The sequence below is a fragment of the Amycolatopsis rubida genome, assembly GCF_900115345.1.
GTDB lineage: Bacteria > Actinomycetota > Actinomycetes > Mycobacteriales > Pseudonocardiaceae > Amycolatopsis > Amycolatopsis rubida.
Genome location: NZ_FOWC01000002.1, coordinates 896,724 through 910,042, shown reverse-complemented (window position 1 = coordinate 910,042; position 13,319 = coordinate 896,724). Strand labels below are relative to the sequence as shown.

The 13,319-nt window shown below is 68.5% G+C and carries 14 protein-coding genes and 1 pseudogene; 9 read left to right on the top strand and 6 right to left on the bottom strand.

Annotated elements, in window-relative coordinates:
- Window positions 1–15: 15 nt before the first annotated feature.
- Both BM362_RS47385 and BM362_RS13215 read right to left on the bottom strand, forming a co-directional pair.
- Window positions 16–183, bottom strand: coding sequence for a hypothetical protein (locus tag BM362_RS47385; protein WP_157904808.1), 168 nt, complete (start codon window positions 181–183; stop codon window positions 16–18).
- Between the two features lie 108 nt (window positions 184–291).
- Window positions 292–810: a helix-turn-helix domain-containing protein gene (locus BM362_RS13215; protein ID WP_093573272.1), complete on the bottom strand. Its 519-nt coding sequence runs from the start codon at window positions 808–810 to the stop codon at window positions 292–294.
- A gap of 169 nt (window positions 811–979) precedes the next feature.
- Between BM362_RS13215 and BM362_RS13210 the strand changes: the two genes are divergently transcribed.
- The 3 genes from BM362_RS13210 (at window position 980) to BM362_RS13200 (ending at window position 4,504) form a co-directional block, all read left to right on the top strand.
- On the top strand, window positions 980–1,894 hold the full coding sequence (locus BM362_RS13210; RefSeq protein WP_093573271.1) for a cation diffusion facilitator family transporter: 915 nt from the start codon (window positions 980–982) through the stop codon (window positions 1,892–1,894).
- A gap of 78 nt (window positions 1,895–1,972) precedes the next feature.
- Window positions 1,973–3,517, top strand: coding sequence for an amino acid permease (locus BM362_RS13205; RefSeq protein WP_093573270.1), 1,545 nt, complete (start codon window positions 1,973–1,975; stop codon window positions 3,515–3,517).
- 279 nt (window positions 3,518–3,796) lie between these two features.
- Window positions 3,797–4,504: an LPXTG cell wall anchor domain-containing protein gene (locus tag BM362_RS13200; protein WP_067575999.1), complete on the top strand. Its 708-nt coding sequence runs from the start codon at window positions 3,797–3,799 to the stop codon at window positions 4,502–4,504.
- Between the two features lie 295 nt (window positions 4,505–4,799).
- On the opposite strand, the gene BM362_RS13195 is transcribed toward BM362_RS13200, so the two are convergent.
- Window positions 4,800–7,025, bottom strand: coding sequence for a hypothetical protein (locus tag BM362_RS13195; RefSeq protein WP_093573440.1), 2,226 nt, complete (start codon window positions 7,023–7,025; stop codon window positions 4,800–4,802).
- A gap of 128 nt (window positions 7,026–7,153) precedes the next feature.
- Here BM362_RS13195 and ahcY point away from each other — a divergent pair, with 128 nt between their 5' ends.
- Both ahcY and BM362_RS13185 read left to right on the top strand, forming a co-directional pair.
- A complete protein-coding gene (ahcY, locus tag BM362_RS13190) occupies window positions 7,154–8,626 on the top strand; it encodes an adenosylhomocysteinase (protein WP_067576002.1) in 1,473 nt (490 codons plus the stop codon).
- 278 nt (window positions 8,627–8,904) lie between these two features.
- Window positions 8,905–9,117 carry a hypothetical protein gene (locus BM362_RS13185; RefSeq protein ID WP_067576004.1) on the top strand — a complete coding sequence of 71 codons (213 nt, stop codon included), beginning with the start codon at window positions 8,905–8,907 and terminating at the stop codon, window positions 9,115–9,117.
- Between the two features lie 61 nt (window positions 9,118–9,178).
- Here the strand turns inward: BM362_RS13185 and BM362_RS13180 are convergent, their stop codons facing one another.
- On the bottom strand, window positions 9,179–9,721 hold the full coding sequence (locus tag BM362_RS13180) for a helix-turn-helix domain-containing protein (protein WP_093573269.1): 543 nt from the start codon (window positions 9,719–9,721) through the stop codon (window positions 9,179–9,181).
- A gap of 47 nt (window positions 9,722–9,768) precedes the next feature.
- On the opposite strand from BM362_RS13180, the gene BM362_RS13175 reads away from it, so the two are divergent.
- Window positions 9,769–10,236, top strand: coding sequence for a YbaK/EbsC family protein (locus tag BM362_RS13175; RefSeq protein ID WP_067576008.1), 468 nt, complete (start codon window positions 9,769–9,771; stop codon window positions 10,234–10,236).
- Between the two features lie 28 nt (window positions 10,237–10,264).
- On the opposite strand, the gene BM362_RS13170 is transcribed toward BM362_RS13175, so the two are convergent.
- Window positions 10,265–11,227 carry a hypothetical protein gene (locus BM362_RS13170; RefSeq protein ID WP_202508091.1) on the bottom strand — a complete coding sequence of 321 codons (963 nt, stop codon included), beginning with the start codon at window positions 11,225–11,227 and terminating at the stop codon, window positions 10,265–10,267.
- Window positions 11,228–11,593: 366 nt separating this feature from the next.
- On the opposite strand from BM362_RS13170, the gene BM362_RS13165 reads away from it, so the two are divergent.
- The 3 genes and pseudogenes from BM362_RS13165 to BM362_RS48850 form a co-directional block, all read left to right on the top strand.
- Window positions 11,594–11,842, top strand: a complete 249-nt coding sequence (locus BM362_RS13165) for a hypothetical protein (RefSeq protein ID WP_232791471.1) — start codon at window positions 11,594–11,596, stop codon at window positions 11,840–11,842.
- 26 nt (window positions 11,843–11,868) lie between these two features.
- On the top strand, window positions 11,869–12,510 hold the full coding sequence (locus BM362_RS13160) for a dTMP kinase (RefSeq protein WP_067576015.1): 642 nt from the start codon (window positions 11,869–11,871) through the stop codon (window positions 12,508–12,510).
- Window positions 12,511–12,649: 139 nt separating this feature from the next.
- Window positions 12,650–12,742 (top strand): annotated as a pseudogene (locus tag BM362_RS48850) (dTMP kinase); the annotation flags it as partial.
- Here the strand turns inward: BM362_RS48850 and BM362_RS13150 are convergent.
- On the bottom strand, window positions 12,739–13,311 hold the full coding sequence (locus tag BM362_RS13150; RefSeq protein ID WP_093573268.1) for a TetR family transcriptional regulator: 573 nt from the start codon (window positions 13,309–13,311) through the stop codon (window positions 12,739–12,741). The pseudogene BM362_RS48850 and the gene BM362_RS13150 sit on opposite strands and share 4 nt — an antisense overlap.
- Between the last annotated feature and the right edge of the window lie 8 nt (window positions 13,312–13,319).

Sequence of the window (13,319 nt, the reverse complement as noted above, 5' to 3'; positions counted from 1 at the left end):
TCTGACTTCAGACGTTCAGCGGCGCAGCGCAGGGACCTCGTCGAGGGCGAGGGGCAGCTCCCGATTTCCGAAGCGGGACAGGAAGCCGAGCATCTGCGCGAACACCGAGGTATCGAAGCCCTGATCCTGTTGAGTAAGTGGCGGACAGCCCGTAGACGTCGGTGAAGTCGCGTGCTTCGGCACGGTCGAAAAGTGCGACCACCGTGCTCTGGGCTTGCGAAGAAGTCGAGATCCTGCGTCGGCCGGCCCTCGACTGTTGCGCCAGCAGCGCCGCCCCCCCCACTGGCGCGGTCACGACGTAGTTGCCGGCCGGACGCTCTCGATGAGCGGAGCCCAGGCAGCCCGCACACCCCGCGGCAGGACCAGTTCGTCCCACAGGTCGACCAGCAGTGCGCCATCGATGTATTCCGCGATGTGTTCGCTCGCTCCTTCCCTCAGCACGATCTCGTAGACCCTGGCCCGTTCCGCGCGTGCGGCGAGGTCGAAGCGGCGTTCCGGTTCTGCCCAGTCGAGTTCGATCGGCAGGACAACCGTCGCGAAGGCTTTCGCGAGGGGCAGCCGGGGCAAGCTGGCGGGTACTGAAATCGAACGGCCGCTGGTCGTGTGTTCGTGGAAAAGGAACTGCGGCTCAAGGGCAAGCGTGAAGCCCGCCCCGGCGAGCAGGCGGATGACCGTGTCGACAGTGGGCGACTTCTTGCCCCTCTCGTACGCGGACAAGGTGGGGCGCGAAGTACCTGCTCGCTGGGCCAGCTCCTGCTGGCTCAGCTCCGCTGCCCTGCGTGCTGTCGTGAGCAGTTCGGCTGTGCGCATCGTCGCCCTCCTCGCGGCCGCCAGGTATCCGATAGGATACCACCGCAGAGGTATCTGATCGGATACGTGGGGGAGAACGGGCAAACAGGGTGACGGCCCCGCGCTCCCCGCCGCCAAGGCTCCTCTAGGCTCCCACCGGGCAATTCGGGCGCGGAGCAGGGAGCGGGAAGTGTCAGCTGGCGGGGGAACCAAGGCGATCATCGCGGCGCTCGCCGCCAATGCCGGGATCGCGGTGGCCAAGTTCGCCGGCTTCCTGGTCACCGGGTCGTCGTCGATGCTGGCGGAGGCGGTGCACTCGCTGGCCGACACGTCGAACCAGGGGTTGCTGCTGCTCGGGCAGAAGACCTCGAAGCGGCGCGCCACCCGGGAGCATCCGTTCGGGTTCGGCCGCGAGCGGTACTTCTACTCGTTCATCGTCGCGCTCATGCTCTTCACCCTCGGCGCGGCGTTCGCGCTCTACGAGGGCATTCACAAGATCATCGAGCCGCAGCCGCTGGAGACGCCGGTCGTCGCGGTGGTCATTCTGCTCGTCGCGATCTGCCTTGAGGGCTACAGCTTCCGCACCGCGATGGGCGAATCGCGCAAGATCAAGGGCAATGCGAGCTGGTGGCGGTTCATCCGCCAGGCCAAGGAACCCGAGCTGCCGGTCGTGCTGCTGGAGGATTCCGGCGCGCTGCTCGGCCTCGTGTTCGCGTTGCTCGGCGTCGGGCTGTCGGTGCTGACCGGAAACCCGGTGTTCGACGGCATCGGCACGGTCTTCATCGGGGTGCTGCTCGGCGTCATCGCGATCATCCTGATCGTCGAGATGAAGAGCCTGCTGATCGGTGAGGGCGCGACCGAAACCGATCTCGCGACCATCGTGGACGAGCTGGCCGCGGGCAAGGTCGAGCGCGTCATCCACATCCGCACCCAGTACCTCGGCCCGGACGAGCTGCTGATCGCCGCGAAGCTCGCGCTCGTGCCCGGTCTCGACACCGCCGCGGTCGCCGGCGCGATCGACGACGCCGAGGCCCGTGTGCGCGCGAAGGTTCCCGTCGCGACACTGATTTACCTGGAGCCCGACCTCGACCGCGAGGCGCGCTGACTGTCCGGACAGCTGGCGCCCAACTGACAGGCTAGGGTGGCGCCCGGTCCCCACGAAGGTCACCGCAGGAGGTCAACGTTGCCCGGCACTGGGTTGTGGCGCACTAAGTCAATCGAGCAGTCCATTTCGGACACCGATGAACCGGAGACGAAACTCCGCAGGAACCTGGGCGCGTGGGACCTCACGGTCTTCGGCGTCGCGGTGGTCATCGGTGCTGGCATCTTCACGCTCACCGCGCGCACGGCAGGGGACTTCGCCGGTCCGTCGGTGTCCGTCGCGTTCGTGATCGCGGCGATCGCCTGTGCGCTCGCCGCGTTGTGCTACGCCGAATTCGCTTCCACCGTCCCGGTCGCGGGCAGCGCGTACACGTTCTCCTACGCCACCTTCGGCGAGTTCATGGCGTGGATCATCGGCTGGGACCTGATCCTGGAGCTGGCTGTCGGCGCCGCCGCGGTCGCCAAGGGCTGGTCGTCTTATCTGCAGACGGTGCTGGAGTACATCTTCGGCAAGGGCACCAAGACGTCGATCGATCTCGGCGGCGGATTCGGTTTCGACTGGGGCGCGCTGATCGTGGTGGTGGTCCTGGTGACGCTGCTGGTGATCGGCACGAAGCTGTCGTCGCGGTTCTCGATGGTGATCACCGGCATCAAGGTCGCCGTCGTGCTGTTCGTGGTCATCCTCGGCATTTTCTACATCAAGTCGAGCAACTACACGCCTTTCATTCCCGAGGGCAAACCGGCGGGCGCCGGCGAAAGCGGCGTCGACCAGTCGCTGTTCTCGCTCCTCGCCGGCGGCGGCAGCAGCTCCTTCGGCATCTTCGGCCTGCTGGCCGGCGCGTCGATCGTGTTCTTCGCGTTCATCGGCTTCGACATCGTCGCGACCACCGCGGAGGAGACCCGCAACCCGCAGAAGGCCGTGCCGCGCGGCATTTTCGGCTCGCTGGCGATCGTGACCGTCCTGTACGTCGCGGTGTCGCTCGTGGTCGTCGGCATGGTGCCCTACACCGACCTGTCGACCTCGGCGGGCGACGGCAGCCACAAGACGCTCGCCACCGCGTTCTCCGCGAACGGCGTCGACTGGGCCGCGAACGTCATCTCCGTCGGTGCGCTGGCCGGGCTGACCACCGTCGTCATGGTCCTGATGCTCGGCCAGGTGCGGATCATCTTCGCGATGTCCCGCGACGGTCTCATGCCGCGTTCGCTGGCCAAGACGAGCGATCGCGGGACGCCGAAGCGCGCGACGCTCGTGGTCGGTGCCCTGGTCGCGGCAGGCGCGACGTTCTTCCCGGCCGACAAGCTTGAGGAAATGGTCAACGTCGGCACGCTGTTCGCGTTCATCCTCGTGTCCGCGGGCGTGCTGATCCTGCGCAAGACCCGCCCCGACCTCACCCGCGCGTTCCGCGTGCCGGGCGTGTGGGTCATCGCGCCGCTGGCGATCCTGGCGTGCCTGTGGCTGATGCTGAACCTGACCGTGCTGACCTGGCTGCGGTTCGTCGCCTGGATGGTGATCGGCGTGGTCATCTACTTCGCCTACAGCCGCCGGCATTCACTGCTGGGGAAGCGGCAGTCGGGCGTCGAACAGGGCGGGGCGGTTTCCGAGCCACCGCCGCCGGTTGCCGACTGACCTGTTTTCGCTGCTCAGCGGCCCGTCGCCCAGTGTGGGCGGCGGGCCGTTTCGCATGGGCGGGCACGGGCGCGCAACTCGCGGATTTCGGTTCGGGCGGCGACGCGAACCCAGGGCGATCGGGCCACTGCGAGTGCGATACTCTCCGCGTCGTCTTCCCTCTGACGGGTTAATCACTCTCGGGTAATTCGCGCGAACAGTGGTCGGGGTTCCTCCGGAGGGTCGTGGTTTTCCGCATGCGCTTTCCCCCGTTCGGAATTTCCTTCGAGGAGTAACTCCATGCCTATCCCCACCAAACTTCGCGCCGGGTTCGCGGTCGCCGCGGTCGCTGGACTTGCCCTGCTCGGCACCGCGACGTCGGCGCTTGCTTGCACCACCGGCGACGACCGCGGGCACCCGGTTCCGGGTACGAAGATCACTGACTGCAGCAAGGTCGAAGGGGTCAGCGGTAAGACGCTGGACCAGGGTGAGGTGAAGTTCACCGGCGGGGCCGGCGAGAAGACGCTGACGATCACCGAGGCTGCCGAGGGGGTCACGGTCGAGGCCATCGTGGTCGTGGGTGGCGACGACGGGCACGCGGTTTATGTGCCGGGGAAGAAGAAGCTGCCCGAGGTCGCGCCTTGGAAGGACCTGGTCGCGCCGCACAACCATGACGGGTCGCAGCCCAAGATCGATCGGTGGTTCGCCTGTGGCGTGAAGACCGCGCCGACTAAGCCGCCGGTTTCCGAGACGCCTACTTCGCCGTCTGAGCCGACTTCCCCCGCGCCGTCCGCTTCGCCCACTTCGGCTCCGTCCAGTGTGACTGTCGCGCCGACTACGACTAGTGCTCCGGCTGTTGTGCCTGCTGGGAACCAGAACGGGACCGGTGGCGGGTTGGCTAACACCGGGTTCGACAACGCTTGGCTGTTTTGGGTCGGCGGGGTGTTGATTGTCGGCGGCGGCGGTCTGCTGGTGCTGCTGAAGCTGCGTCGTCGCGGGACTAACTGATCGCGGTAGGGGTTCGGCTCGTCGCCTGGCCGCGACATTGCGCCCGGTCTGGTTTGGGGCACCCCGAAGCCCGATCGTGCTGACGGACGGCGGGTGCTTGTCAAGGCGGGAAGGATGCCTTGACAAGCACCCGCCGTCCGCATTGCGGCTCCGGATCGGAGCGCGGGGGTGGTGTGGGTGCACCGGCCGCGGTTTCGCGAGTGGGGCGCTCTCAGCGGGCGGGCGGCGGTGGTGGTGGCTGGTCGTGAGGGAATCAGCGGCTGTGAGGGTGGCCCTCACGGACCTCCCGGGGGAGTTAGCGGGGGCGAGGGAGGTCGCCGAACAGGGAGCCTTGTTCGCCCAGGGTTTTGGGGCGGCCTAGGCCCGCGGCCATCGCGACCGCGTTGTCCCACTCCGGGTCGGCCAAATACTCGGTGTGTTTGAGGACTCCGGGGGCCCAGCGGCTGCGGCCGTCGGGGGCTCGCAGGGGGTCGGGGACCCAATGGTCGCCGCCGAGGATGAGGACTCCCGCGTCGTCTGGGGTGGTTTCCAGTGCGCCCCATTTGCCTTCGGGGAGGTAGCCCTCGCCCAGCAGGTGGCCGTTGCTCGTTTGGTGGCGCCAGGTGGTTACGCCGCCGCCGAAGATGTCGGTGCCTCGGCACAGTGCGCGCCAGCGGCCGTCCAGCGACGAGAACAAGTCGGCCAGTGAGTCCTGGGGCAGGACTGCGGGGAAAGCGCGCTGGTAGCCCCATTGCAAGGGGGAGCCCGCGGTGAGGAGGCCGAGTCGGTCGCGTTCGTCCGGGGGGAGTTCGGCGCTGAGTTGAGCTGCGGTGAGCACGGTGAGGATGCTGCCAAGGTTCAGGCCGGACAGGACGACTCGGGTGCCGGGTTCGGCGAGGTGTTCCTTGACCCGTGCGGCCAGTTCGGGAACGACCTTGAGCGCGTAGCAAGGGGGTACGCCGGGGTGCGCGGCGCGCGGCCAGAACGAGACCAGATCCGCCAGCGCGCCCAGGTGGCGGCTTCGTTGTGGGGAGCGTGCCGCGGAGTAGACCACTCGCAGCAGACCGGCGGCCAGCGCGCCTAGCGCGAATACGCCGATCGCCGAGACGGTGGTGAACCAGCCTGGTTGCAGGGTGAAGCCGAAGCGTACGACCAGCAGTGCGATCGCGCCGACGCAGAGACCCAGTGCGACGATCACGGCCAGATGGTGCAGGTGGCGGCGTTCCCAGGCCGAGCGTGCCCAGGCTCGGGCGGCGTCTTGTTCCTGTTGTTCGTCGTGTTCCATCAGTTCGACGATGGGCGGGATGCCGCGTCGGCGGCGGCGCAGGGGGACGGCGATGGCGTACCCGGCGATGGCGAGCAGGGCCATCAGGCCGAGTCCGCCGCCCCACAGGACGGTGACCAGGTCGTATGTCGTGGGCAGGGCCAGGTTTTCCTCGCGGAGCAGTTTTCGGACAGCGATCGCCAGTCCGGCGCCGAAACCGCCGCCGAGGAGGCCCGCGAGGGCGAGTACCGGGGCCGCTGCCCAGCCGCCCAGCCACGGGCGGAGCCGGCGCGGGCGGTCGCGCCAGGCGGGGCGGGCCAGCAGCGCCGACGGGATCAGCGCGAGTGCGAACAGCACGGTCACCACGAGCAGAGAGCCGCCGAGTCCTTCGACGGTGTTGTCGACGCCGGGCAACCGGTTGTCGACTGGCGCGGCCAGCACGGTGGCGTAGATGACCAGCAGCGTCGCGAAGGTGAGCAAGCTTCGGCGTGCGATGGCGCCGGTGTCGCTGCCGATCGCGCCGCCGAGCAAAACCGCGAGGACCAGGGCGAGGGTGCAAATCCACGCGATCAATTGCGGGATTTTCGTGGGCACGTGGAATGGTCCGCCCAGCAAAAGCAAGGCGATGCAGGCGAGTGCGGCAACGGCGTGCGTCGCGGACATTCCGGGCGCTTCCGGATCGGCGCGCAACCGCATCGGGACGCCTTTGCGGCCGGGATGTCCGGGCGGGCGGACGCGCCAGTTCGTCGCCGAGATCCGGTGCAGGGCGTAGACCAGGGCCAAGAGCAGCGCTACGCCGATGCCGATCCGCAGCGGTCCCTCGCGCAGCTCCGGGGTCACCCAGGTGAGGCAGGCGCGTCCGGGGGCGAGGCATTGGGCGGCGACGAGGTCCAGTACCGCGGCCGCGACCTGGCTGACCAGCAGCATGGTGAGCAGCACCGAGGCGATCCGCAGCAGGCCGCGGCACAGGCCGCCGAGCCAGCGGCCGCGGTGGACCGGCGGCAGCATCCAGAACGCGACGTTCGCCAGCGAGAACGGGAACAGCAGCGCCCAGGCGGCCTTCGCGACGCCGCCGGAGGTCATGCCGCTCCACAGGTAGCCTTCGACGGTGCGCGGGATCGACCGGCCGAGCGCGGGTACCACCGGACCGGGAGCCGGGCGCCGCAGCCGGTCGGCCGGGCGCACCACGCGGCCGAGTTCGTCGCCGGCGACGTCGACGGTCTGGACCGTGTCGAGGAGCGTCTCGCCGCTCGTGCCCACGAGTCCGGACACCCTCATTTCGACGATGCGGGTGTCAGGGCCGGGGAGCGGGGCGGGCACGGTGATTCTCTCCTCATCCGTTCGAGTCAGGGTCGAGCCGACAACGGTACTGTTCAGGTGCCATCAAACCTTGGAGGAACCGCACTATGACCCCCGAAAGCGTTGTCAAGCGGCACGACACCCGGGGCGGCATCGAATTCGCCGTCGCCGATCTCGAGGCCGCCGAGTTCGGCCGGAAGGAGATCCGGCTCGCCGAGCACGAGATGCCCGGCCTGATGGCGCTGCGTCGTGAATACGCTGAGGTCTACCCGCTGCGCGGGGCGCGAATCGCCGGTTCGCTGCACATGACCGTGCAGACCGCGGTGCTGATCGAGACGCTGGTGGCGCTCGGCGCTGAGGTGCGCTGGGCTTCGTGCAACATTTTCTCCACCCAGGACCACGCCGCGGCCGCGGTCGTCGTCGGACCGCACGGCACGCCCGAGGAGCCCAAGGGCGTCCCGGTGTTCGCGTGGAAGGGCGAAACGCTCGAAGAGTACTGGTGGTGTACTGAGCGGATGCTCACGTGGGAGGGCGAAGGCCCGAACATGATCCTCGACGACGGCGGCGACGCCACCATGCTGGTGCACAAGGGCACCGAGTACGAGAAGGCAGGCGTGGTTCCGTCCGCCGAGGACGAGGACCCCGAGGAGTGGAAGGTCTTCCTGGAGCTGCTGCGCGCGTCGCTCGCGGCGGACAAGGGCAAGTGGACCGCCATCGGGCAGAGCGTCAAGGGCGTCACCGAGGAGACCACCACCGGCGTGCTGCGGCTGTACCAGCTGGCGGCCGCGGGCGAGCTGCTGTTCCCGGCGATCAACGTCAACGACTCGGTGACGAAGTCGAAGTTCGACAACCGCTACGGCATCCGCCACTCGCTGATCGACGGCATCAACCGCGGCACCGACGTGCTGATCGGCGGCAAGGTCGCGGTGGTCTGCGGCTACGGCGACGTCGGCAAGGGCGCCGCGGAATCGCTGCGCGGTCAGGGCGCCCGGGTGATCATCACCGAGATCGACCCGATCTGCGCGCTGCAGGCGATGATGGACGGCTACGAGGTCAAGCGCCTGGAAACAGTGCTGGACGAGGGCGACATCTACGTGACCACCACCGGCAACAAGAACGTGGTGATGGTCGAGCACATGGCGCGGATGAAGCACCAGGCGATTGTCGGCAACATCGGCCACTTCGACAACGAACTCGACATGGCCGGCCTCGCCCGTTACCCCGGCGTGCGGCGCGTGAACATCAAGCCGCAGGTCGACGAGTGGGTGTTCCCGGACGGCAAGAGCATTCTCGTGCTTTCCGAGGGCCGGCTGCTGAACCTGGGCAACGCGACCGGGCACCCGAGCTTCGTGATGTCGAACAGCTTCGCGAACCAGGTCATCGCGCAGGTCGAACTCTTCACCAAGACCGAGGAGTACGACAAGGAGGTCTACCGGCTTCCGAAGAAGCTGGACGAAAAGGTCGCGCGGATCCACCTTGAGGCGCTGGGCGGCGAGCTGACGAAGCTTTCGAAGGAACAGGCGGAATACATCGACGTGGACGTCGAGGGCCCGTTCAAGTCGGAGCACTATCGTTACTGATCGCTGACGCTGAAGCCGCCCCGGAATGCGTTTCGGGGCGGCTTTTGTCTGCGATTGATCACTCGCGTCGACGACGAGCTGCACGCTCGGCTGAAGGCCGGGGCCGAGGCTGAGCGACGCTGGAGGCATGGAAGGCTCGGCTGCTCGCGGAGGGCAAGCTGATCACCTTCGAGCCTGAACGGGAGCCGGTCGGCCTTGACGAACTGGAGCGGCGTTCGGCTGGATGAGGCGCGTCGTGCAGTGAGGCGCTCGGCTGGTCGCCGGGGTGTTCTTCGCCGGTGAGCCTGAGCATGCTGAGTTGCGCGACCTGCGGGAACCGGGTTCTCGCCAATGAGCTGACCCGGATCGAGTCCGCGAGCGCGATGGCGGCGGCCAAGCGATCCGGGCGCATCCCGGATGCGCGGGAGTTTCTCGATCAGTTCGATGCGATGAGCCGTTCGCCGAAAACTATTTTCTCCGCGCGCTCGACGCGTTTCACCGCGCGGTCGTGATGAGGGAAACCGGCGATCTCACCGGTGGTGAACCCGGCACTGCCAACGGGCTCCTCGTCCGCTAACGCGGATACCGCATCGTCAGCACCGCAGTGGCCGGCCCGCCGATTCCGCGATAAACATGGTCCGTTTCCGCGATAAACGTATGCGTCCCCGCCGCGGAAACCGTCACCGGCGCGTCGACCGGCCCCACCTCCGCTGTCCCGGTGAGCACCGTCAGCACCTCCCGCACTCCAGGGCTGTGCGGATGCGACACCTGAACCCGCTCATGGATCGTCAGCCGGTACACCTCGGTCACGCCGTCCGCGTCCTCCCATCGGCCGAGCAGGGTCGCGGCCACGCTGTCGCCGTGGGCTTCGGCTACCCCGTCGTCGCCGAAGAGCAAGTCGCTCAACGGGATCGACAGCGCTGTGGCGATAGCGAACAGCGTGTCCAGCGTCGGGTTGCGGCGGCCGTTTTCCAGTTCCGACAGCGTTCCCTTGCCGAGGCCGCTGTCGGCGGCGAGCGTGGTCAGGCCGACGCCCGCGCGGGTGCGCAGCGTGCGGATGCGGGTACCGACCGCTGCGGCGAGGGCGCGGCCGTCCGGGGCGGGTGACGTCGACACTCGGCCTAGTCTAGTGTTCTGTTTACAGAACATCTGGAGGTGTGCGAATGTCGGCAGTGCACAACGTGCAGGAAGCGCTCGACGCGGCAGGCGTCGAAGGCCGGGCGCGGACTCTCCCGCAGTCCACGCGGACGGCGGCCGAAGCGGCGGACGCGCTGGGCTGTCCGGTCGGCGCGATCGCGAACAGCCTGGTCTTCATGGCCGACGACGCTCCGCTGCTGGTCCTGACCAGTGGTGCGCACCGGGTGGATGTCGAGGCGCTCGCCGCGCGGCTCGGGCGTCGCCGGATCCGCCGGGCCAAGCCGGACGAGGTGCGGGCCGCCACGGGACAGGTGATCGGCGGGGTGTCGCCAGTCGGGCATCCGGCTCCGCTGGAGACGGTGGTCGACGAGGCGTTGCGGCAGTACGCCGAGGTGTGGGCCGCGGCCGGCACGCCGAACGCTGTCTTCCCGACGACGTTCGACGAACTGGTGCGGATCACCAAGGGCACGGTCGTGAGTGTTGCCGCCGGTTAGAACCGGCGCCAACACTCACGACGGCAGCTCAGTTCCATTCCACCGCGATGCCGGCCAGCCCTGGTCCGGTGTCGCGGAAATACCCGCTCGTCACGCCGCCGGTGTCGCACGGCAACTCCTCCGCCTCGACGGGCAGGGCGTCGTCGCGGGCGCGGACTTCGCGGGTGATCCGGGCGGGCATCGCGGTCGGCGCGAACTGCAGTTGCAGCAGATAGCTCGCGCATTGGTCGCGCAGCATCCGGTAGTACCCGGGGAACGTCACGGCGGAATTGTCGTGGATTTCGAAGCAGAAAACGTGGATCTCGCCCTCGGCGAGCTTCCGGTCGAAAAGCAGTTCCGTCGCCATCGTCTCGCGCGCCGGATGCCTGCGGATGCGCCCGACGCGGCAGCCTTCCGCGGTGATCAGTTCGACGTCGTCGATCCGGCAGCCGGGGTCGCCGTTGTAGACCGCCACGTACCGGTCCGGTCCGTGCCGCCGCGCGCGGGTGACCAGCCGGGTGCGAAATTTAACCTGATGTTTTTGCTCGTCGATGGTGATCTGGTCGTGCACCGACAGCATTTCCAGATCGGAGTTCGACTGTCGCGACGTCGGCGGCGCGCCGAGGTCGCTCATCAGCTGTTCGACGATCGCGCCCATCTCGCCCGAGCGCAGGTCGTGGAACGACGCCGCGGCCTGGTGCCCGCGCGGGCGCGCCGTGCGCGGGCCGATGAGCACCACGAGCGAGTCCGCGGGCAACTGCAGCACTGACTCCAGCGCGCGGACCGCCGGCAGCGCTTTCGGCACCTCCGGCTGGCGCAGTCCCCGCTGCCAGTAGCTCAGCGTCGACTGTCCGATGTGGACGCCGCGGAGCGCGAGATGCGCCCGCAGCCGGGCGAGCGACAGGCCGCGATGCGCGATCGCGAGCCGCAGCGCCTGATGGAATTCTCCGGATCGCAAAGCTTCGCCGAGCTCGGGCGGCAGTTCACCCGCGCCGCGCCGGCCAGGTTCCATGATCAGTGGGCCATCCCCGTCTCGTGCCACCGCTGTCCCTTCAACGCCGCCCGTGCGCTGGGCGTGAATGCCGCGGAACGTTCACGTTAGCAGCGCGCGGTAACGGGTCCGGCCCCCGTTTGGTGTGCTTGGCCACGGAAGGGTAACCGTTCCGTGTTCCACCGCCGACCCGGAACACCCTCGTCGCGGGACAGGCATCTTGCTCGGCGTGATCGACCAGTTCACCGTTGTGACAACCACTGGCCACGTCTAGGCGGGAGGTGCGTCATGGATCTGGGGAAACCGAATCACGTGGAGAGCACTGCCGGGCGAGTCCGGCGGTCCTCGACCACTTGCCGAAGGCACGTCGGACGCCTGCTGCTCCTTGTGGCGTTCACGGGCCTGGCGTTGCCGGTGTCGGCTCCGGGCGCGGGCGCGGCGCAGCCCGCTGACACCGGCAACGCCCACCTTACGGCCGCACCTCGCAGCGAGGTGGTGCCGCGGGACGGCGGCCAGAGCACGCCGGCGCAGCCGCACGGCGACGACTGGATTCCGCTGCTCTGCCTCGCCGGGCTGCTGGTCGCGGTGCCGGTGGGTTACTTCGGCTACGTCCGCGCGCGCCGCGAGACGGCCTGAGCGCGCCACCAAGTATCTTCGACGGCGTGGGGCGACTGGTCGTAATCGAAGGTCTGGACGGCGCGGGCAAGCGGACGCTGTCCGAGGGGCTGACTGCTGCGCTGGAAGACGCCGGCGCGAGCGTCGGCAGTCTCGCCTTCCCGCGTTACGGCCGCAGCGTGCACGCCGATCTGGTGCGGGAAGCGCTGCATCGCGGGCACGGCGACCTCGCCGACTCGGTGTACGGAATGGCACTGCTCTACGCCCTCGACCGCAGCGGTGCGGCCGAGGAGATCCGTGCGCTCCTCGCGGCCAACGACGTGGTCCTGCTGGATCGCTACGTCGCCTCGAACGCCGCGTACGCGGCCGCGCGCCTGCGCGAGCACGCGGATGGCGCTGTGGTGCAGTGGGTTTGGGACCTCGAGGTGACGCGGTTCGGGTTGCCGCGGCCGGACGCGCATCTGCTGCTGCGGGTGAGCCCGGAGGTCGCTGCCGAGCGGGCAGTGCGCCGGGCGGAGTCGGACGCGGCGCGGGCGCGGGACGCCTTCGAGTCGGACGATTCGCTGCAGCAGCGTTGCGCCGCGGTGTACGACGAGCTGGCCGCGGCTTCGTGGCTCGCGCCGTGGCGTGTGTTGGACGGTGTGGCTGGTGTTGATCTGCCGATGTTGGCGAAGTCCTTGCTCGCTTAGTCCAGGGCGGCGGTTGCGGTGCGCAGTTCGGTGAGGGCTTCGTCGGCGAGTGCGCCGAATTCGCGCTGGTTGCTTGTGTCGATCCAGCGGTGGAAGGTCGTGCCGAACGCGAGGCAGCCCGATTCGGCCGTGGTGCGGGCTGGCCGCGGCTTCGTGGCTCGCGCCGTGGCGTGTGCTGGACGGTGTGGCTGGTGTTGATCTGCCGATGTTGGCGAAGTCCTTGCTTGCTTAGTCCAGGGCGGCGGTTGCGGTGCGCAGTTCGGTGAGGGCTTCGTCGGCGAGTGCGCCGAATTCGCGCTGGTTGCTTGTGTCGATCCAGCGGTGGAAGGTCGTGCCGAACGCGAGGCAGCCCAATTCGGCCGCGACGCGCGCGGTCGGCTCGCTGACTCCGCGTGCGGCGAGTGCGTCGTGTATGGCCTGGACCATCTTGGTGCGCTTGAGCAGTTCGCGTTCGAGCAGTTCGCTGTTCGCTGCCACGACCGGCTGCCGCGCCCGGGCCTGAGCCAGCCGCTCGCTGGTGAAAACCGCCGCCACGGCATCCAACGCCCCGCCGACCGCTTCGAGCGGCGTCGCGCCCGCTGGTGTCCCGGCAATGCCCTCGGAGAACAGCCGGGTCAGTTCCTCCTGCCCACCGAACAGCACCTCGCGCTTGTCGGCGAAATAGCGGAAGAAGGTTCGTTTCGTGAGCCCGGCGTGCTCGGCGATTTCGGCGACCGTGGTCTGGTCGTAGCCGCGTTCGGTGAACAGGTCGAGCGCGGCCCGTTCCAGGCGTTGGCGTGCGTTCGGTTCCCAGCGGCCCATGCCGTCCA